General features: G+C 53.0%; 12 protein-coding genes. 1 reads left to right on the top strand and 11 read right to left on the bottom strand.

Features of this window, described 5'->3' with window-relative positions; all coding sequences use genetic code 11:
* Positions 1-64: 64 nt before the first annotated feature.
* The 3 genes from ACO5Z0_RS07685 to cobO all read right to left on the bottom strand — a co-directional run bounded on the left by ACO5Z0_RS07685 (position 65) and on the right by cobO (position 2,861).
* Positions 65-547: a tRNA (cytidine(34)-2'-O)-methyltransferase gene (locus tag ACO5Z0_RS07685; RefSeq protein WP_485649806.1), complete on the bottom strand. Its 483-nt coding sequence runs from the start codon at positions 545-547 to the stop codon at positions 65-67.
* A 19-nt stretch (positions 548-566) separates the two neighbouring features.
* A complete protein-coding gene (ilvD, locus tag ACO5Z0_RS07680; RefSeq protein ID WP_485649805.1) occupies positions 567-2,219 on the bottom strand; it encodes a dihydroxy-acid dehydratase in 1,653 nt (550 codons plus the stop codon).
* A 102-nt stretch (positions 2,220-2,321) separates the two neighbouring features.
* Positions 2,322-2,861: a cob(I)yrinic acid a,c-diamide adenosyltransferase gene (gene cobO, locus ACO5Z0_RS07675; RefSeq protein ID WP_485649875.1), complete on the bottom strand. Its 540-nt coding sequence runs from the start codon at positions 2,859-2,861 to the stop codon at positions 2,322-2,324.
* Between the two features lie 127 nt (positions 2,862-2,988).
* Here cobO and ACO5Z0_RS07670 point away from each other — a divergent pair, with 127 nt between their 5' ends.
* Positions 2,989-4,617, top strand: a complete 1,629-nt coding sequence (locus ACO5Z0_RS07670) for an SGNH/GDSL hydrolase family protein (RefSeq protein WP_485649804.1) — start codon at positions 2,989-2,991, stop codon at positions 4,615-4,617.
* A gap of 60 nt (positions 4,618-4,677) precedes the next feature.
* On the opposite strand, the gene ACO5Z0_RS07665 is transcribed toward ACO5Z0_RS07670, so the two are convergent.
* The 8 genes from ACO5Z0_RS07665 to pcrA form a co-directional block, all read right to left on the bottom strand.
* Positions 4,678-7,314, bottom strand: a complete 2,637-nt coding sequence (locus tag ACO5Z0_RS07665; protein ID WP_485649803.1) for an FtsK/SpoIIIE family DNA translocase — start codon at positions 7,312-7,314, stop codon at positions 4,678-4,680.
* Between the two features lie 197 nt (positions 7,315-7,511).
* A complete protein-coding gene (locus tag ACO5Z0_RS07660) occupies positions 7,512-8,792 on the bottom strand; it encodes an amidohydrolase (protein ID WP_485649802.1) in 1,281 nt (426 codons plus the stop codon).
* 15 nt (positions 8,793-8,807) lie between these two features.
* The gene (locus ACO5Z0_RS07655; RefSeq protein ID WP_485649801.1) at positions 8,808-10,049 is read right to left on the bottom strand and encodes an adenosylhomocysteinase; all 1,242 of its coding nucleotides are present in this window, start codon (positions 10,047-10,049) and stop codon (positions 8,808-8,810) included.
* Between the two features lie 39 nt (positions 10,050-10,088).
* Positions 10,089-10,844 carry a 5'/3'-nucleotidase SurE gene (surE, locus tag ACO5Z0_RS07650; RefSeq protein WP_485649800.1) on the bottom strand — a complete coding sequence of 252 codons (756 nt, stop codon included), beginning with the start codon at positions 10,842-10,844 and terminating at the stop codon, positions 10,089-10,091.
* A 25-nt stretch (positions 10,845-10,869) separates the two neighbouring features.
* Positions 10,870-11,823 carry an HlyD family secretion protein gene (locus ACO5Z0_RS07645; RefSeq protein WP_485649799.1) on the bottom strand — a complete coding sequence of 318 codons (954 nt, stop codon included), beginning with the start codon at positions 11,821-11,823 and terminating at the stop codon, positions 10,870-10,872.
* 96 nt (positions 11,824-11,919) lie between these two features.
* Positions 11,920-14,535, bottom strand: coding sequence for an alanine--tRNA ligase (gene alaS, locus ACO5Z0_RS07640; protein WP_442676397.1), 2,616 nt, complete (start codon positions 14,533-14,535; stop codon positions 11,920-11,922).
* Positions 14,536-14,664: 129 nt separating this feature from the next.
* Positions 14,665-16,686, bottom strand: a complete 2,022-nt coding sequence (gene ligA / locus ACO5Z0_RS07635; RefSeq protein ID WP_485649798.1) for an NAD-dependent DNA ligase LigA — start codon at positions 16,684-16,686, stop codon at positions 14,665-14,667.
* A 7-nt stretch (positions 16,687-16,693) separates the two neighbouring features.
* Positions 16,694-18,964, bottom strand: coding sequence for a DNA helicase PcrA (gene pcrA, locus ACO5Z0_RS07630; RefSeq protein ID WP_485649797.1), 2,271 nt, complete (start codon positions 18,962-18,964; stop codon positions 16,694-16,696).
* Positions 18,965-18,977: the final 13 nt, after the last annotated feature.

Raw genomic sequence — 18,977 nt, 5'->3', positions numbered from 1 at the left:
CTCCATCTCAAAAATTTCATATTCTCGTCAATTGGAAAAATATAGAATACATCCGCACGATGATTCAAGATTCATGCCAATGACCGGAAGGATCAAGTCCCGGAAAACCAATCTGTCGCATGGCTTCATACGCCACAATAGCGGCGGCGCTCGAAAGATTTAGGGATCGCGCTCCTTCGCGCATGGGAATGCGTATGCAGTCGTCCCAGTGCTCTTTGAGCAGATTTTCGGGAATCCCTGCCGTCTCCTTCCCGAATACGAGAAGATCATCGGCCGTGTATGACACGGTATTGTAGGAGCGCGGCGCTTTCTTCGAGCAATAATGAAACTTTTTACCTTCGAAAAGCTGCAGAACCTCGGCGAAGTTTTCGTGATAATGCACCTTAACCAAACGCCAATAGTCCAGCCCGGCGCGTTTCAAATATTTATCTTCGACAGAGAATCCCAAGGGTTTAACGAGATGAAGATCTATGCCGCTGACAGCGCAAAGGCGCGCGATATTTCCTGTATTGCCGGGGATCTCCGGCTCAATCAAAACGATGTGCAAGAATTCTCCTCCTGCCGTTTTATTGCAGAACCGCGCCCGTGCTCGCCGATGTTGTGAGTTTGGCATAACGGGCAAGATAGCCTGTCTTGATCTTCGGCTCCGGCTGCTTCCATGCCGCCTTGCGCTTGGCAAGTTCTTCGTCGCTAACTTCCAGGCGAAGCGAGCGATTGGGGATGTCGATCGAGATGATGTCGCCATCCTCGATGAGCGCGATGGGACCGCCTGCCATAGCTTCAGGCGAAACATGCCCGATACATGCGCCTTGGCTTGCGCCGCTGAAGCGACCGTCCGTAATGAGTGCGACCTTGAGTCCCATGCCTGTGATGACAGCGGTCGGATTCAGCATCTCCTGCATACCCGGACCGCCTTTTGGACCTTCGTAGCGGATGACAACGACATCGCCGTCTTTGATCTTGCCTGACATGATGGCATTGACCCCCGCCTCTTCAGATGAGAAGCAGCGTGCCGTGCCTTTGTAGACGAGCATATCTTCTGCCACGGCAGAGGCCTTGACGACGGCGTAATCCGGCGCCAAATTGCCGTGCAGAATCGCCAAACCGCCTTGCTTGCGGTAAGGATCGTCAACGGTGCGTATGACATCTGAGCGCACGATCTTCGCATTTTTTATACGCTCGCCGACCGTTCCTGTGACAGTCAAAGCATCCAAATGAATGAGTCCCTTGCGAGAAAGCTCCTTCATGACCGCCGAAAGACCGCCCGCCTCATTGAGATCCTGCATGTGATGCTTGCCCGCTGGACTGAGCTTCGTCAGATACGGCGTGCGGCGGCTGATTTCATCAAAAAGCGGTGCGGGAAGCTCGATGCCGACCTCATGGGCGATGGCGGTCAGATGAAGAACCGTATTCGATGAACCGCCCACCCCCATATCGACGGTGATGGCATTTTCAAACGCCTTGCGCGTCATAATGTCGCGCGGTTTCACGTCGTTTTTGATGAGTTCCATGACGACGGCGCCTGCACGTTTCGCCAATAGCCTGCGCGCCCCCGTATAGGCGGCGGGGATCGTGCCGTTGCCCGGCAGTCCCATGCCGAGAACCTCTGTCAGGCTGTTCATCGTATTGGCAGTAAAAAGACCTGCACAGGAACCGCAGCTCGGACATGCCTGCTCTTCAAGTTCTTCCATGACGCTTTCGTCGATGAGACCTGCTGCAAACTTGCCCGCAGCCTCAAAGGACTGACTGACGCTGACATCCTTCCCTTGGAAGCGGCCTGCAAGCATCGGACCGCCGCTTACGACGATCGCCGGAATGTTCAGCCGTGCCGCCGCCATCAGCATACCGGGAACGACTTTGTCACAATTCGGAATGAGTACAAGCCCGTCAAAGCCCGATGCCATAGCTACGGATTCAATCGAATCGGCGATAAGTTCACGGCTGGCAAGTGAATACTTCATACCCGTATGTCCCATAGCGATGCCGTCGCAGACGCCGATTGCCGGAAATTCGAGCGGCGTGCCGCCGGCAGCAGCTACGCCGAGCTTAGCCGCCGCTGCAATTTCACGGAGATGGATATGCCCGGGAATCACTTCGTTGAATGCATTGCAAATGCCAATCAACGGCTTCTGCAAATCCTCGGGACCATAGCCCATCGCGTGGAACAAAGAACGGTGCGCACAGCGCGTCACACCTTTTTTAACAACGTCACTTCTCATTACTTATCCCGCCTGTCTATTCAAATATCACGCAAAGGAGTACAAAATATACCCTAGATTGTATCGCAATTTACCGCTACATTCAAGATATTTATCTGCGGTTCAAAACTCGATGCCTTTTTGTGCGCGAATCCCCTGCTCAAACGGATGCTTGACAAGTCTCATTTCTGTTACGAGATCGGCGCATTCGATGACAGCGGGCAAAGCATCTCTGCCTGTCAATACGAGATGGAGAGCAGCGGGCTTTTGCGATAGAGCCGTCAAAACTTCCTGCTCTTCAAGCAGACCGAACTTCAAAGCATAGTTGATTTCATCAAGGATGACCATATCCCATCTCCCGCTCTTGATTTCGGAGACAGCTTCTTGCAGCGCCGCTTGCGCCTTTTTTCGATGCTCGATCATTTCCTCAAGGGAAGCATTTCTTGTAAAGCCTATGCCCATAGGTCTTATCTCGATGCGCCCATCTGCTTCAGCAAGAGCCTTGAGTGCAGAAAGCTCACCGTATTTCCAGCTGCCCTTGATAAATTGCAGGATCAGGATGCGAAAACCGTCGCCCCATGCACGCACGGCGAGACCGATAGCCGCTGTCGTTTTCCCTTTGCCATCCCCCGTATGAACGAGAATAAGCCCCTTTTTTTCCATCATGTGCCTCCTTCCATGACCGTTGTCCATCGATCTGTACCGTTTGTACTTGACCTCTTGGACGTTCATGGTATACTAATTAAGTTAGTTATCATTATAACCTCTATTTTCTTTTTGTGGTGCTTTTATGAAAAAATTTCTTCTCTTTACGTTCATTATACTATCTTTTACAGTTCTCTGTGCTTTTTTGACGGAAAAGACCGATGTACTCGGTCTGCGCAATATCCCTTTTCATCCGATCTTTGAAAACAGAGGCGACCGCATCGTCATCTCATGGAAACGTCTGCCCTATCCGTGTCGCTACCGCATTGAAGCGCTTTCAAAAACGACGGGACTTATCGAAGGAGAGCCGGAATATCATGCTTTTACTTCTGATTTCACCCTCAAGTCATCCTATGAAATGCCGGCGACGCCGATTCCCATGTACTATCGCATCACGGCATTTGGCATATTCGGCCAGCTCACCGAGCCGTCAAATGTCGTCGAAAATCCGAATTTCAAGGAGCCGCTGCGCCCTCGCCCCATCTTCTCATACACCAAAAGTCATCCGGCAAGCCGCAAACCGTTTCTCGTATGGCATACAATTCCCGGCGCCGTTTGCTACGAACTGGAAATTCTTTCGGATGAGCCGGATGCAGAGGGGGGAACAACTCTTTCCGGCAAAAATCATCTCTACAGCACGAATCAAATCTTTACGAACGGCTATCAAGCGGATCTCAGCCCTTTTGTAAATACCGAAACGAAAACTTTGTATTGGCGCGTGCGCGCCCTCGGTTTTCATCATGAAAAGATCGGGGAATTTTCCGAAGCGGAGCCGATCTATATCGATGTAAAGGAGCCGCTTCCCACGAAGCCCTTGATCAACAACTTCGACCAGATGCCAAATGCGACGCAGCCCGTCTATCCCGTTTACCAGTGGATACCCTTGAACGGCATCGAAACCTATGAAGTCGAACTCATGGTGACGCCGCCCCTTCCCGAAGAAAAAAACAATGCGCTGCCTGCAAAAAATCGTCAATGGTCGCAAAAAGTCACGGGTTCTTTCAGCTGCTATGACGAATATGCACGTCCTTATGCCGGAGATTACTATTGGCGCGTGCGTGCAATCGACGCGAACGGCAGCACGATCGGCACTTATTCCGATGTTGAGAAATTCTCTGTGAAGGAGAAAAACAACCGCATCTTTGCTGCAGCTTTCGGCGACAGCATAACACACGGCGGCGGCGCTTTGTCATTTTCGCCCATTGATCTTGAATACAGTTTCACGACATATCTTGATTTCCCCACGGTCAATATTGGGCGCAGCGGCGATACGGCGCATACCTCGATGCTTCGCTTTGAAAAGGACGTCCTCTACTTTCATCCTTACAACTTGTTGATACTCACGGGGTCAAACAGCCTGCGCGCCGAAGAAATAAGCGCCGATCAGATTATCTCTGATCTTGATGCTATAAAAAAGAAGTGCGAAGCAAACGACATCCGCCCAATCTTTTTGACGCTTATGCCCATCAATCCCGCGAACATTCGGAACGCATTCCACGTGGATACCGATCCCGCATGGTGGCAAAAGCTCGTGCGTGTCAACACTTACATCCGCAGTCAGAAGTATTACATTGACTTAGAACCTTACTTTTATGACGAGAATCACACGGTCATGATGCCAAATCTGTCTGTTGATGGACTGCATCCGGATATTCTCGGCAAGATGCTCATGGCGGAAATCATCAATCATCACTACAATTTGCTGAGACGATAACGAATATGCCCCATGGTCAGAGAAAATCGACCAAGGGGCATATTCTATGTTGTGAATATTTTAGCTGATTTTTCGCAGAGCCGCTTCTGCTTCTTCGGATGACACGAGAATCTCGCGCGGCTTGCTGCCTACGCTTGGTCCGATGATCTTCATTTCTTCCATCGTATCAATCAAGCGGGCGGCGCGTGTGTAGCCAATGCGGAAACGCCGCTGTATGCTTGATGTTGATGCCTGACCCGAGTTCATGACGAGTTCGATGGCATCGCCTAACAGCTCATCAACTTTCTCCTTTGTCATGTCCTTTTTACTCTCATCCGCTTCCATAGCGGCATTTTCCGTGTATTCGATGATCTCTTGATTTTCCTCCATTTCCTGTCCTTGGCTGCGGATAAAGTCAAGAAGCCGTTCCACCTCCTCATCGCTGACGAAAGCGCCCTGCACACGCTGCGGTTTTGCCGAGCCAACGGGATAAAAGAGCATATCGCCTTTGCCCAAGAGCTTTTCGGCGCCGCTCATGTCCAAGATCGTGCGTGAATCGATCTGCGAGGAAACGGCAAACGATATGCGAGACGGGATGTTCGCCTTGATGATGCCCGTGATGACATCGACGGAAGGACGCTGTGTCGCAAGCACAAGATGTATGCCCGCCGCACGCGCTTTCTGTGCGAGACGGCAGATCGCATCCTCGACGTCGTGAGGTGCGACCATCATGAGATCAGCAAGCTCGTCAATGATGATGATGAGAGCAGGCATTTTTTCTTCGGGTTTGGCTGCATTGAAGCGTGTCATATCGCGCACGCCCGTATCGGCAAATTTGGCATAGCGCTTCTCCATCTCCTGCACCGACCAATTCAAGACGGATGCCGCCTTTTTCGCGTCCGTGACGACGGGAACCATTAGATGTGGAATGCCGTTATAGTTGGAAAGCTCAACCATCTTAGGATCGATGAGGATGAACTTGACTTCATCCGGCTTCGCCTTGAAGAGAACGCTAGTGATGAGCGTATTGATGCAGACGGATTTTCCCGACCCCGTGGCGCCGGCGACGAGCAGATGCGGCATCTTGGCAAGGTCGGCGAAGATGCCTTGTCCGGCAATATCAACGCCCAAGCCAACCGTGAGCTTGGATTTTGCTTCTGCAAAAGCAGGCTTCTCCAAGACCTCGCGCAGACGGATTCCCTCAAGTTCTTTGTTCGGCACTTCGATGCCGATGGCTGCTTTGCCGGGAATTGGCTCGATACGCACGGAAAACGCCGCCAGGCTAAGAGCCAGATCATCCGCTAAGTTTGTGATCTTGCTGACCTTGACGCCGGGCGCCGGTTCAAGCTCGTAGCGCGTGACAGCGGGACCGTGACACGCATTGATGATCTTCGCCTTGACTTTGAAGTTCTCCAAGGTCTGCGACAAAGTTTGCGCGTTTTCGGCAATCTCCCTCTCCAAAGCGAGGTTCTTCTTCTTTACCTCGGCGGCGAGTATCTCATCTACCTTAGGCAATTCATAAGGCTTCTCTGCAGGATGAACCGCTGCTTGCGCCTGCGCTTCCGAGATCGGCTGCGGCGTGGTCGAAACTGCAGGCGGCGGCAAAGAGGCTTCCTGCGGCAGAGTCGCTGTCATAGCTTGTGTAGAGGTCGTCGGCTGCATCATTGCGAGACGCTTGTCCTGCACTTCCATCGTCATGGGTACATCTGCGGGCAAAGGAACAACATCAAAGTCATCGGGAATGTCCGGCGGCGGCTCTGCGGCGATTTCCGGCATCGTATCTATTTTGTCGGAAGCGTATGCGATAGAAAAGGACGGAGATTCCCCTTCATCTGTCGATTCCTCTTGTGCGATTTCCTCGGACACGGTTTCTGCCGCGACATCTTCCTCGCGGTGCATTTCGCTAAAATCAAGACGTGCTGATTCTTCCTGCGCGACAGCAGGCTCAAGCGCGGCAAAAAAATCATCCGCTTCATCCTGCGTTTGCTGCAAGACGGGAGCTTTTTGTATGGAAAAGTCGGAAAATGCCGGCACAGAAAGCGCTTCCGTCGATCCACCAGATGTATCGTCCGCTGCAAAAACTTCATCAAAAGATTCATCTTTATCTTGATTGTAAAAAGAGTTTCTGATCCTTTCGCGTACATGATCTTCCAAGATATTTTCCGCCTGCACCACCTTTTGCTGTGCAACAGTGAGCGTATCTTTCGCCTTGACGATGCTTTCCTCCGCTTGTTTTTTTGTGCGCAGCATTCCCACAGCAAGCGACCATTTAGTAGAAAGCAGGACAGCGACGACAACGCCGGTACAGAGGAGAATGATGCCTCCCGTCGCACCGAAAAATTTACGGATGAAAAAGAGCAGTCCGCCGCCCAACAGTCCGCCTGCATTCGGCAGATATTCCGGCAATATCTCCGCCCCTATGGGTACAAGAAAATGGTGAAGTATGGCAAGCAGGGAAACAAAGAGTCCGATGAGTCCAAAAAAATGCGTAGAATAGACGATGCCGCGATGCTTCGTTACATATTGCATACCGATGAGCAAAATGACTCCTGATGCAACCCAAGCGCCTAATCCAAAAAGATAGCGAAGAAATTTGGCAAAATACAAACCGATAAAACCAACATTCCAATCGAGCAAGCCACCGACGGATATAAGACCTACGGCAAGGAAAAGCAGACCTATGATCTCATAGCGTCTGCCTGTGGGAGCAGATGACATCGACGTCATTTTTTTATTTCTTGCCCGAGGTTTTCCCCTGCTCTTTCCCTTGCCGTTATTAGAAATTTTCTTTTTCAAAACGACATCACCTATCTAAAAGAAACATGGATATTCCTAAAATCACAGCAGCCCATAGCGGGCTGCTGCAAAATACACACGAAATAAATGGAACGAGATTCTTCCCAATAACGGGAGATTTAAGCTTCAAGAAGATGCGCCACTCGACGCTTTGTTTCAAACAGGATACGTTCCTCGTCAAGCGTCAGAAGCTCGCGCTTTTCCATGAGGATGCGGCCATCGACGATAACGGTATCGACGGAAGCGGCGTTGGCGGAATAAACGAGGAGCGATACAAGATCATGACGCGGCACCCATGCGGGGCTGTTCATATCAAAGAGAACGATGTCTGCCTTATAGCCTTCCTTTAAGCTCCCTACCTCAGATAGACCGACAGCCTTCGCTCCGTACACCGTCCCCATACGCAGCGCCTCTCGTGCAGGTACGGCTTCGGGATCATAGCTCGCGACCTTGTGCAGCATAGCGGCGAGATTGACTTCTTCGAGCATGTCGAGGTTGTTGTTGCTCGATGCACCGTCTGTACCGAGTGCAACGCAGACGTCTTCTTTGAGGAGACGCAGTACGGGCGCGATGCCGCTCGCAAGCTTCATATTGCTGCCGGGATTGTGCGCGACACGGATGCCGTACTTCTTGATGATGGCAACATCTTCATCGTCCAGATGCACGCAGTGTGCTGCCAGCGTGCCGTTATCGAAAAGCCCCGTAGAAGCGACATGCGCGAAAGGACGCTTGCCGTATTGCTTGAGGCAGTCCTCCACCTCCCCTTTCGTTTCCGACATGTGGATGTGGACTTCTGCCCCGAGATCCTTGGCTGTCTTTGCAACTTTACGCAGATAATCGGGCGGGCATGTGTAGAGCGCGTGCGGCCCAAACATCACCGTGATGCGTCCTGCGGCTTTCTTGTGCCAGTTTTTGAAAAGCGTCGCGTTTTCTTGCAGTTTTTCGTCAGCATCGGGCGCGACGCCGATCAGACCGCGCGAAAGCACGGCACGCAGCCCCGACGTCTCGACGACCTCGGCGACCTTTTCCATATCGGGGCCGTACATATCGGCGAACGTCGTCGTACCGCTTTGGATCATTTCCACGGCGGCAAGCATTGCGCCCCAATAAACGTCTTCGTTCCGCATCTTCGCTTCGATCGGCCAGATCTTTTGCTGCAGCCAATCCATGAGTTTCATATCGTCCGCATAGCTCCGAAGAAGCGTCATCGAAGCATGGGTATGTGCGTTGACAAAGCCGGGAACGGCAAATTTATCCTTCGCGTCAATCGTGCGATCGGGCTTCCACGAAGCGGGAACCTCGCCGATCGCCGTGATCTTATCGCCCTCAATCGCGATGCTTCCTTCCTGCACTACACCATCCGTTTGGAAGATATGTGCATGGGAAATCAGAATCTTCATCTTCTGCACCTCTTCTCAGGCGAGTCCGAGATACGCCTTCTGTTCATCTGTCAGATAGTCGATGGCTACACCCGAAGCCTTGAGTTTAAGTTCGGCGATTTTCGTATTGATTTCATCGGGCATCAAATAGACCTTTTTATCCAACTCTGCATGATGGTTGAGAATGTGAAGCGCCGAGAAGAACTGCACGCCGAAGGAGAGATCCATGATCTCCGCCGGATGTCCGTCTCCCGCTGCGAGATTCACAAGACGTCCTTCGGCAAGGAGATAGAGCTTCCTGCCGTCCTTCTGCTTAAATTCTTCGATGTTCTTGCGCACCGTACGACGCGATACGGAGATTTCCTCAAGCTCGGGGATGTTGATTTCCACGTCAAAGTGACCGGAATTCGCCATCATGGCGCCATCTTTCATGACTTCATAATGATGCTTGCGCAAAACGTCCTTATCGCCCGTCAAGGTCAGGAAGATGTCACCGATGCGCGCCGCCTCATCCATTGGCATGACGCGGAAACCGTCAAAGACCGCCTCGATCGCCTTGATCGGGTCGACTTCCGTAATGACGACGTTCGCCCCAAGCCCCTGAGCGCGCATGGCGCCGCCCTTGCCGCACCAGCCGTAACCGGCGATGACGACAGTCTTGCCGGCGATGCCGAGATTCGTCGTGCGCATGATGCCGTCCCACGTCGATTGTCCCGTGCCGTAGCGGTTGTCGAACAGATACTTGCAATAGGCGTCGTTCGCCGCGATCATCGGGAACTCAAGCTTCCCTGCACGGGCGAGCGAATGCAGACGATGTACGCCCGTCGTCGTTTCTTCCGAGCCGCCGAGGATGTTGGGCAGAAGTTCGCGGCGCTTCGTATGCAGGATATTCACGAGATCGCCGCCATCGTCGATGATGATATCAGGTTTTATGTCGAGCGCCTTGTTGATGTACTCTTCATACGCTTCATCGCTGCAGCCATGCGTTGCAAAGACGTGCAGTCCGTCCTCGACGAGCGCCGCAGCGATGTCATCCTGCGTAGACAGAGGATTGCTGCCCGTGATGGCAACTTCTGCGCCGGCATTCTTCAGGATCAGCGCCAAGTACGCCGTCTTTGCTTCGAGATGGAGCGTGATGACGATCTTCTTGCCTGCAAAAGGTTTTGTCACGGAAAATTCCTTGTTGACATTTTCCATAACGGGCATGAAATTTTTGACCCAGTTGATCTTGTCATGGCCGGACGGTGCGAGTTTGATGTCTTTGATCATGGATTCCATGTGAGTTGTTCCTCCTAAAAATCGTTTGCCGCAAAGCGATTATCTGTGCAGCATTTTATCCAAATAGATGTAATTGGTGAGATCTGTTTGAAGCGGCGTGACGGAAATGTAGCCACGCTCTGCGGCAGCGATGTCCGTCGCTTCACTGTTGCCCTCGTCGAGAATCTCTCCGCCGAGAAAGTAACATTCTTTACCGTCGTCGTCCTCCATCTTTTGAAAAGCATTGATATAATCGCGGCGACCAAGCTGCGTAAAGACGAACTGCGGACCATCCTCGCTGAATTTCTTGGGGAAATTCACATTGTAGAAGTTCGCAGTTCCCTCTTCGTAAAGAATCGACGCAAGATTCTCTTCCAAGAGTTTTGCAGCCGTATCATACGAAATCTCAGACTTCATATCGAGGGATACGGCAGTCGCCGTAATTCCGTGCAGATATGCTTCCATAGCGGCGTTGGCTGTGCCGGAATACAGTACATCTGTGCCGAGATTCGCTCCGTGATTGATACCCGAGATTACATACTCCGGATATATATCGGAAGAAATCGCTTCAAGGTAAAGTTTCACGCAGTCTGCGGGCGTACCCTCGATGCGGTATGCCGCTACGCCGTATTTCTCTTCTAGGGGGCGATAGCGGTCGAGACGAATGCACCGCTTAACCGTAATCGCATGAGACATGCCGCTCTGCTCAAAGGCTGGGGCAGCCACGACGACCGTATGATGCGGCGAAAGCACGCGTACAAGAGCCTCGATGCCGCTGGCTTCAATGCCGTCGTCATTTGTTAGTAATATACGCAAAACATCCCTCTTTTCCTGTGATAGATCAAGGCGACAAGCGCACTGTGACCCTCGTGCCGGGCAGGATTTCTGCACCCGTTTCCTCAGGAATCGAAATGCGCACATGAATCTTCTCCGGCAAAGATTCTTCACCATCGCCTGCTTCGGCATCATCCTCTACATCCTGAACCGTTCCCTGCATTTCGCGGCCGTTCAAACGGTAAGAGGCAAACTGCCCCAAGCGCACATTCTCTTTCTGCTTGACGTCAATCTGAGCATCAAGCCACAAATCTTCGGCATTGCCGATATTGGCAAAGGTCTGCCCGCTGCTTATCCTGCCCCCGACAGAAACGCCTTCTGCGAGATAGAGTGTACCGGAAACGGTCGCTGTAATATCCGTACCCGCTTTATCCTGCTGTGCCTTTGTCAGAGCGATCTCTGCCTGCTTCAAGAAAAGTTCTGCCTGTTTGATCTGTTCCGCAGAAGCAGGCTGCATGACGGTGCGATAGCTTGCCGCAGGCGCACGCGCCTGATCGGCAGCAAGAGCAGCGTTGTAGGCTGCTTCTGCTTCATCGCGCTTGACGGCGCTGATCGCCCCCATCGCATAGAGTTCGTTCATGCGTTCAAGACGTTGTCTCGCGGCTTCCGTATCGGCAGCCGCGATGGGAGCATCGCTCATCATAGGCTGTGTAACGGCGATGCCTTTTTGCAGATCAGCCAGGCTCTTTTTCGCCAAGTCGACGTTTTGCTGCAGCTGCACAAGATCTTCGTCTGTGACATTGAGCTTGATGTGCGCAATGACATCTCCTGCATTCACATGAGCGCCATCCGTAACTAAGATCTCGGAAATCGTGCCATCCGCTTTCGCCTTTGCAGGCACGAGCGCACTCTTCACCTGCACATCTTCCAAGGTCACCGTGTTGTGCGCACGCTGGTAGAGCCATACGCCGCCGATCGTGAGCGCGGTGAGCGTCAAGAAGCCAAGCAAGCCGAACTGCAAAAATCGGATGGCTTTTTTGGTAACATCAACTTCCAGAAAAATCCCCCCGCTCCGAAGCAAGTCAACAACATCGAGCGTGCGCCAAAAAATTCTGCATTACGCAAGCTGTTCGGTAAGAACTCGCTCGGCTTCTTGCAGCGCTTCCGGCATCTTTGCAGGCTCTTTGCCGCCCGCCTGCGCCATCTCCCTGCGCCCGCCGCCGCCGCCGCCAACGATCTTTGCCGCCGCCTTGACGATGTTGCCCGCATGAGCGCCTTTCGCGGCAGCATCCTCGCCCACTTTTGCCACGAGGTTGACTTTGCTCTCATGCGCGGCGGCAAGCACGACAACGCCGCTCTTCAGACGGTCGAGAAGCATGTCGGCGATCTTACGCAGATCGTCCATATTGTCGGCTTCGACGATTCCCGCAGCAAAAGAAACACCCGCTATTTGCTTCTGCTGGGCGAGCAGAGCATCAACATCGCCCATAGCGCGTTCCTTCGTGAAAGAGGCGATTTCCTGCTTGAGTTTCTTATTATCCGCCAAAGTGTTCTCAATGTGCGAAAGCACCTCGTCCTCACGGCACTTGAACGTGTGCGCGGCAGCAGCCAAAGCATCTGCCTTTTCGTTCATATAATCGATAGCGGCTTTGCCCGTCAAGGCTTCGATGCGGCGTACGCCCGAGGCGATGCCCGTTTCGCTGACGATCTTGAACATGCCGATCTCGCCGATGTTCTTCACATGCGAACCGCCGCAGAGTTCCATGCTGAAATCCGGCACGGAAACGACGCGCACGACATCGCCGTACTTCTCGCCAAAAAGCGCCATCGCACCCATTTCCTTTGCCTTGTCAATCGCCATGTGCGCGACTTCAACCGACTTCGCCATGAGAATCTGCTCGTTGACAAGGCGTTCGACCTCCTGCAGCTGCGTCGCAGTCACAGGCTCAAAATTGGAGAAGTCGAAGCGCAAGCGATCCGGCATGACCAAGGAGCCTGCCTGATTGACCTGTTCGCCGACGACGCGCTTCAATGCCGCCTGCAAAAGGTGCGTCGCCGTGTGATTGCGCGCCGACGACAGCTTCTTCACCATATCGATTCGAATGGAAACCTTGTCGCCGACCCTCAACATGCCCTCTTCTACATAGCCGATATGATAAACGGTACCGTCGGGCAGCTTCTTGGCGTTTGCGACTTGGATGCGCCCAAGCTCGCTCTCAAAAAGACCGGCGTCACCGACCTGACCGCCGCCTTCCGCATAGAAAGGCGTCGTCTGTAAAATGATGCCCGCCTCTTCGCCGTCGGTAAGCTCATCAACGAGAGCGCCGTCCTTCCATATAGCAACAACCGTTGATTCCTTCGCATTGTCGTCAACGCAAAGATGCGTCGTATCAATGCTCGAAAGGTCAGGCACAGCGACGCGCTGATTTTCCTGCCGTGCGGCACGAGCACGTTCGCGCTGCTTTGTCATCGACTTTTCAAACGCTTCTTTATCAAGTTCCATATCGTTTTCATGCAGGATCTCATCGGTGACTTCCCACGGGAAGCCGTATGTATCATACAGTTTGAAGCCGATCTCGCCGGCAAGAATCTTTTTCCCTTCGCGTTTCAAGTCGTCAATATGACCGTTCAACAGCTCCATGCCTTGTGCAAGTGTAGCAGCGAAGCGATCTTCTTCGATACGGATGACCTTCTTGATATATTCCTTCTTTTTGGCAAGCTCTTCAAAATCCGCTGCACCCTTATAAATTTCGGCGACAGCGTCGATCGCGCCCTCCAAGAATTTATCATGTATGCCGAGGATCCGACCATGGCGCACGGCGCGGCGCAGGATGCGGCGCAGCACATAGCCTCGCCCTTCGTTCGACGGCAAGATGCCGTCCATAATCATGATCGCCATACTGCGTGCATGATCGGCGATGACCTTGAGCGAGACGTCCTTCTCCGCATTCTCGCCATAAGCGACGCCTGATGCCTTCGAGGCGTATGCAATGATGGGATAGAGCAAATCTGTCTCGAAGTTCGTCTTCTTATTCTGCAGCACCGATGCCAGTCGTTCAAGACCGCAGCCCGTATCAATGTTCTTGTGCTCAAGCGGATTGTACTGTCCGTCTTCCGTACGATCGAATTGCGTAAAGACGAGATTCCATATTTCGAGGTAGCGGTCGCAGTCACAGCCGACGGCACAGTCGGGGCTGCCGCAGCCGCGCTCTTCGCCAAGGTCGATGTAGATCTCCGAATCGGGCCCGCACGGACCGGGACCGATCTCCCAGAAATTGTCGTCGAGCTTCACGATATGATCCTGCGGAAAATCAGGCTGCTCGCGCCAGATCGCGGCAGCTTCATCGTCCTTCGGATAGACCGTAACCCAGAGCTTTTCCTTCGGCAGATCCAAAACGTCGGTCAAAAACTCCCACGCCCAAGGAATTGCTTCCTTCTTGAAATAATCGCCGAACGAGAAATTCCCGAGCATCTCAAAATACGTCTGATGACGCGCCGTGCGCCCAACGTTTTCAATATCGCCCGTGCGCACGCAGCGCTGGCTCGTCGTGATGCGCGTGCGCGGCGGCTTCATCTTGCCCGTAAAGAACGGTTTGAACGGCGCCATGCCCGCGCCGATCATCAAAAGCGTCGGATCGTCCGCCGGAATGAGCGATGCGCTCGGCAAACGCAGATGCCCTTTCTTTTCTGCAAAGAACTGCAAATATGCTTCACGCAATTCATTTCCTGTCATGTATTTCAAAAGAACCTACCTCCATCAGAGATTCCGGCACACACGAACAAATTCTATTTTACATCCATTCGTCTGACCTCATACTAACGAATAATTATATCATATCTTGCCGTCATTGTTCCAGTCATTTCAAGATATGATGTCAATATCGCCGATCAGATGCAGAAATTCTTCTTCCGTCAAGATCTTAACGCCGAGCTGCTCCGCCTTTTGCAGTTTGCTGCCGGCATTTTCACCCGCGACAAGGTAATCCGTCTTTTTTGAAACGGAGCCTGTCACGCGGCCGCCGTGCTGCTCGATCAAGGCGCTGATTTCTCTGCGACCGAACCTTTCCAATGTACCTGTGACGACAAAAGTCTTATCGGCGAATACATCGTCCTGCGCCGCGCGTTCCTGCGCCGTCGTCGCAACGCCAAGATGCTGCAGCTCACGAAAAATCCTGGCATTGCCTTCATTTTGAAAATATGCTTGAATGGCGGCTGTGCTGGTTTCTCCCATATCGCGCACGGAAAGAATCGCTTCTTTATCCGCGTTTTCCAAGGCGTCAAGCGTCTTGAATCGCTGCATAAGGGCAGCTGCAGCAGCCTTGCCGATGCCGGGGATCCCCAAGCCCGTCAAGAGGCGTTGCGGCTCGTTCTTCTTTGCTTCTTCAATCGCCAAAAGCAGCTTGTCCGTATTTTTTTCCTTGCCGACCACGCCATGCGCGATCAGTTCGTCCCGATGATTTTTCAATCGGAAGATGTCGGCAATATTATGGAGCACTCCTGTTTCAATCAAAGCGGCGATGTTCTTTGCCCCTAAACCCTTGATGTCCATAGCATCGCGGCCGACGAAATTCAAGATATGGCTTTCCACCTGCGCCGGACATGCCTGATTGATACACTTGACGTCCGCAGAGTCCGCTTCCCGCACAGTTTTTGAGCCGCAGACAGGACAATGATCGCCGATCTTGAACGGAACCGTTCCCTGCGGTCGTTTTTCCTTCACGACCGTTTTGACTTTTGGAATGATCTCTCCCGATTTATAGACGACGACGGTATCGCCCACACGCACATCGAGATCGTCGATGAAATCCTGATTGTGCAGTGTCGCACGCTCGACGGTCGTGCCGCAGAGGCGGATGGGATCGAACGTCGCCGTCGGCGTAATGCGCCCTGTCCGCCCGACAGAAAGCGTGATATTGCGCACGACGCTCTCCTTCTCTTCCGGCGGATACTTATAGGCGATCGCCCAACGCGGCGCTTTCGAGGTCGCGCCGAGGATCTCTCTTTGCCGAAAATCGTTGAGCTTGACCACGGCGCCGTCGATATCATAGGGCAACTCACCGCGTGAGCCGCCGATCTCTTCGATGGCATTCCAGACTTCCTCTGCCGTATGGCAAATGTGGTAGGCATGAATGACCTTGATGCCCTGCCGCTGCATGAAATCGTAGGCTTCGACATGCGTTTGAAAATCTTTGCCGCGCACTGCCTGCAAATTGAACACAAAGAGCGATAGACCGCGCTCCTTCGTGATGCGGCTGTCGAGCTGGCGCAGCGTTCCCGCCGCACAGTTGCGCGGATTGGCGAAGAGTTTGCGTCCGAGCATCTGCCGCCTTTCATTGACTGCATCGAATGCCGCCTTTGTCATATAGACTTCGCCGCGTACCTCGAAGTACGGCAGCGGCTCTTTGAGCGTATGTACGACATCTTCGATGACTTTGGCATTTTCCGTGACGTCTTCGCCCTGTACGATGCCGTCGCCGCGCGTGACAGCGCACACAAGTTCGCCGTTTTCGTAGCGCAGCGCAAGGGACAACCCGTCAATCTTTTCTTCGACGATGAAGGTAGGATTTTCCACGCGCTCCTGCAAATCATACACAAAGGCTTCGATCTCTTCGCGCGAAAACACGTCTTGGAGCGATAGCATCGGTACATCGTGCTTCACGAATGCTCCCGCCGTGCGCTTTGCCGCGCCGCCAACCCGCTGTGTCGGTGAGTTTTCCGTGATAAGCTCGGGATACTCTTTTTCCAACGCTTTCAAGCGCAGCATGAGCTGATCGTATTCGTAGTCGCTGATTTCGGGATTATCGTCGTTGTAGTAGCGCACATTGTGGCGGCGGATCGTGCGCCGCAGCTGTGTCATCTCTTTTTTTACTTCTTGCATGTCCATAAGAACCTCAGACTTTCTCAATCGGGGCGTACTTTTGCATCAGCCCCTTGATGCCGATTTGCGGGAACGCGATCTTCAGCTCGACTTCTTCGCCCTCACCCTTGACGGAAACGATCGTGCCGATGCCCCATTTTCCGTGACGCGCCTTATCGCCGGCACGCCATGTCACATCCATGCGCGGGCGAATGGCAGCGGTCGAGGCAGGACGCACCGCGCGGGGAACAGGCGGTTCGGGCGAAAGCGGCGCAGAGGAAGAAGCTGCTGCTCCTTGCAGGTTTTGCAGAATTTCAAAAGCGGACTGCGGTTTCCCCTGTCGCAGCGACGCTGCGTATGCACTTTTCCCGAAGGGCTGCGCCTGCTCTACATAAGCGTCGGGGATTTCTGCAAGAAATCTCGACGGCGGATAGATATTGCCCTTGCCGTAGAGCGTCCGATAGCGTGCATAGCTCAAGTAGAGCTTTCGCTCGGCACGCGTAATGCCGACATAGCAGGTACGCCGTTCCTCTTCGATCTCACTCGGCTCAAGCAAGGTTCGTGCATGAGGGAAGATCCCCTCTTCCATGCCCACGAGGAAGACGACGGGGAACTCCAAGCCTTTTGCCGAATGAAGCGTCATCAGCGTTACTCGATCATCTTCCATATTCGCCGTATCAACATCGGAAACGAGCGCGATTTGGTTCAAGAAATTTTCAAGCGACGGATCATCCTCCGTCGTTTCAAATTCACGCGCCAAGCCGATAAATTCACGCAAATTCTCAATGCGCGTCTGTGCCTCCGGCGTATTCTGTTTCTCCAAATCCTTGATATACCCCGTATCGTCGAGCAAGGCTTCGATAAACGCAGAAAGCGGCATGACGCTGATCTTTCCGATGAGATTAAAAAGAAGTGCAGAAAACGCTTCGAGCAAATTCTTCGTGCGCGTCTTGAATCCCAAGGTATCGAGCGCTTCCGGACTAGACAGAACGTCAAACAGCGAAGCATCCTGTTCTGCGGCGTACTCTGTGAGCTTGGCAATCGTCGCGGCGCCGATGCCGCGCTTGGGTACGTTGATAATGCGCAGGAGGCTCACAGCATCGAACGGATTATAGAGAACGTGCAGATAAGCAACGATATCCTTGATTTCCATACGGTCATAGAATTTCAAGCCGCCGACCATCGTGTAGGGCACGCCCGCCGCCATCATCGCTTCTTCGAGAACGCGCGACTGTGCATTCGTGCGGTAAAGCACGGCGATGTCGCCATAGGCGACGGAAAAGAGCGTCTTTTGCTTCTGCACGGTATCGACGACGAATCGCGCCTCGTCGCGCTCATCGTTCGCTTGATAGACGGCGATTTTCTCTCCCGCGGCATTCTCCGTCCAGAGTTTCTTGGGCTTGCGGTTCGCATTATTTGCTATGACGGCGTTTGCCGCCGCTAGAATCGTCTTTGTCGAGCGGTAGTTTTGCTCAAGTTTGATCGTCTTTGCGTTCGGGAAATCCTTCTCAAAATTCAAGATGTTGCTGATGTCCGCACCGCGCCAGCCGTAGATCGACTGGTCGGCATCGCCCACGACGCAGAGGTTTTGATGCTCGCCTGCCAGAAGCGCCGTGAGCCTGTACTGTGCGCCGTTCGTATCCTGATATTCGTCGATGAGAATGTAGCGGAAACGCCGCTGATATGTTTGGCGAAGCTCGTCGTTGTTTTCGAGAAGATCGACGGAAAGCAGCAGGAGATCGTCAAAATCCAACGCGTTGTTCTCGCGCAGCTTCTTGTCGTAGAGACTGAAAAGCTCCGCAATCTTCTTCGCATGGAACGTATCCGCCTGCCGCGCGTAAGCGCGCGGGCCGAGCATGAGATTCTTCGCGTTCGAAATGGCGCTCTGCACCTTCGCGGGCGCGAACTGTTTGTCGTCGAGATTCAGCTCCTTGAGACACGCCTTGATAACGGTTTTGGAATCCGACGTATCGTAGATGACGAAATTCTTCTTGTAGACTTCGCCCGCTTCGATCTCACGCCGCAAAAAGCGTGCGCAGAACGAATGGAAGGTACTGAGCCAGACTTCCTTGCCCAAGCCGCCGATCATGCGGTCAACACGCTCGCGCATCTCCGCAGCCGCCTTGTTCGTAAATGTGATCGCCAAGATCCGATACGGCGGCACGCCGTGCGCCAGAAGATTGGCGATGCGGCATGTGAGCACCTTCGTCTTGCCCGAGCCGGCTCCCGCCATGATGAGCAAAGGTCCGTCGATATGTGCGACGGCTTCTTGCTGCATGGGATTCAAGCCTTGAAAAATATCCACTGTATCAACCTCG

The organism is Selenomonas sp. (assembly GCF_057272215.1).
This window is presented reverse-complemented; position numbering and strand designations above follow the sequence as displayed.

Excerpts from the sequence above, each read along its gene's own strand:
- ilvD (WP_485649805.1), bottom strand. The coding sequence starts at position 2,219 with ATGAGAAGTGACGTTGTTAAAAAAGGTGTGACGCGCTGTGCGCACCGT.
- cobO (WP_485649875.1), bottom strand. The coding sequence starts at position 2,861 with ATGGAAAAAAAGGGGCTTATTCTCGTTCATACGGGGGATGGCAAAGGG.
- ACO5Z0_RS07670 (WP_485649804.1), top strand. The coding sequence starts at position 2,989 with ATGAAAAAATTTCTTCTCTTTACGTTCATTATACTATCTTTTACAGTT.
- ACO5Z0_RS07665 (WP_485649803.1), bottom strand. The coding sequence starts at position 7,314 with ATGTCATCTGCTCCCACAGGCAGACGCTATGAGATCATAGGTCTGCTT.
- ACO5Z0_RS07660 (WP_485649802.1), bottom strand. The coding sequence starts at position 8,792 with ATGAAGATTCTGATTTCCCATGCACATATCTTCCAAACGGATGGTGTA.
- ACO5Z0_RS07655 (WP_485649801.1), bottom strand. The coding sequence starts at position 10,049 with ATGGAATCCATGATCAAAGACATCAAACTCGCACCGTCCGGCCATGAC.
- alaS (WP_442676397.1), bottom strand. The coding sequence starts at position 14,535 with ATGACAGGAAATGAATTGCGTGAAGCATATTTGCAGTTCTTTGCAGAA.
- ligA (WP_485649798.1), bottom strand. The coding sequence starts at position 16,686 with ATGGACATGCAAGAAGTAAAAAAAGAGATGACACAGCTGCGGCGCACG.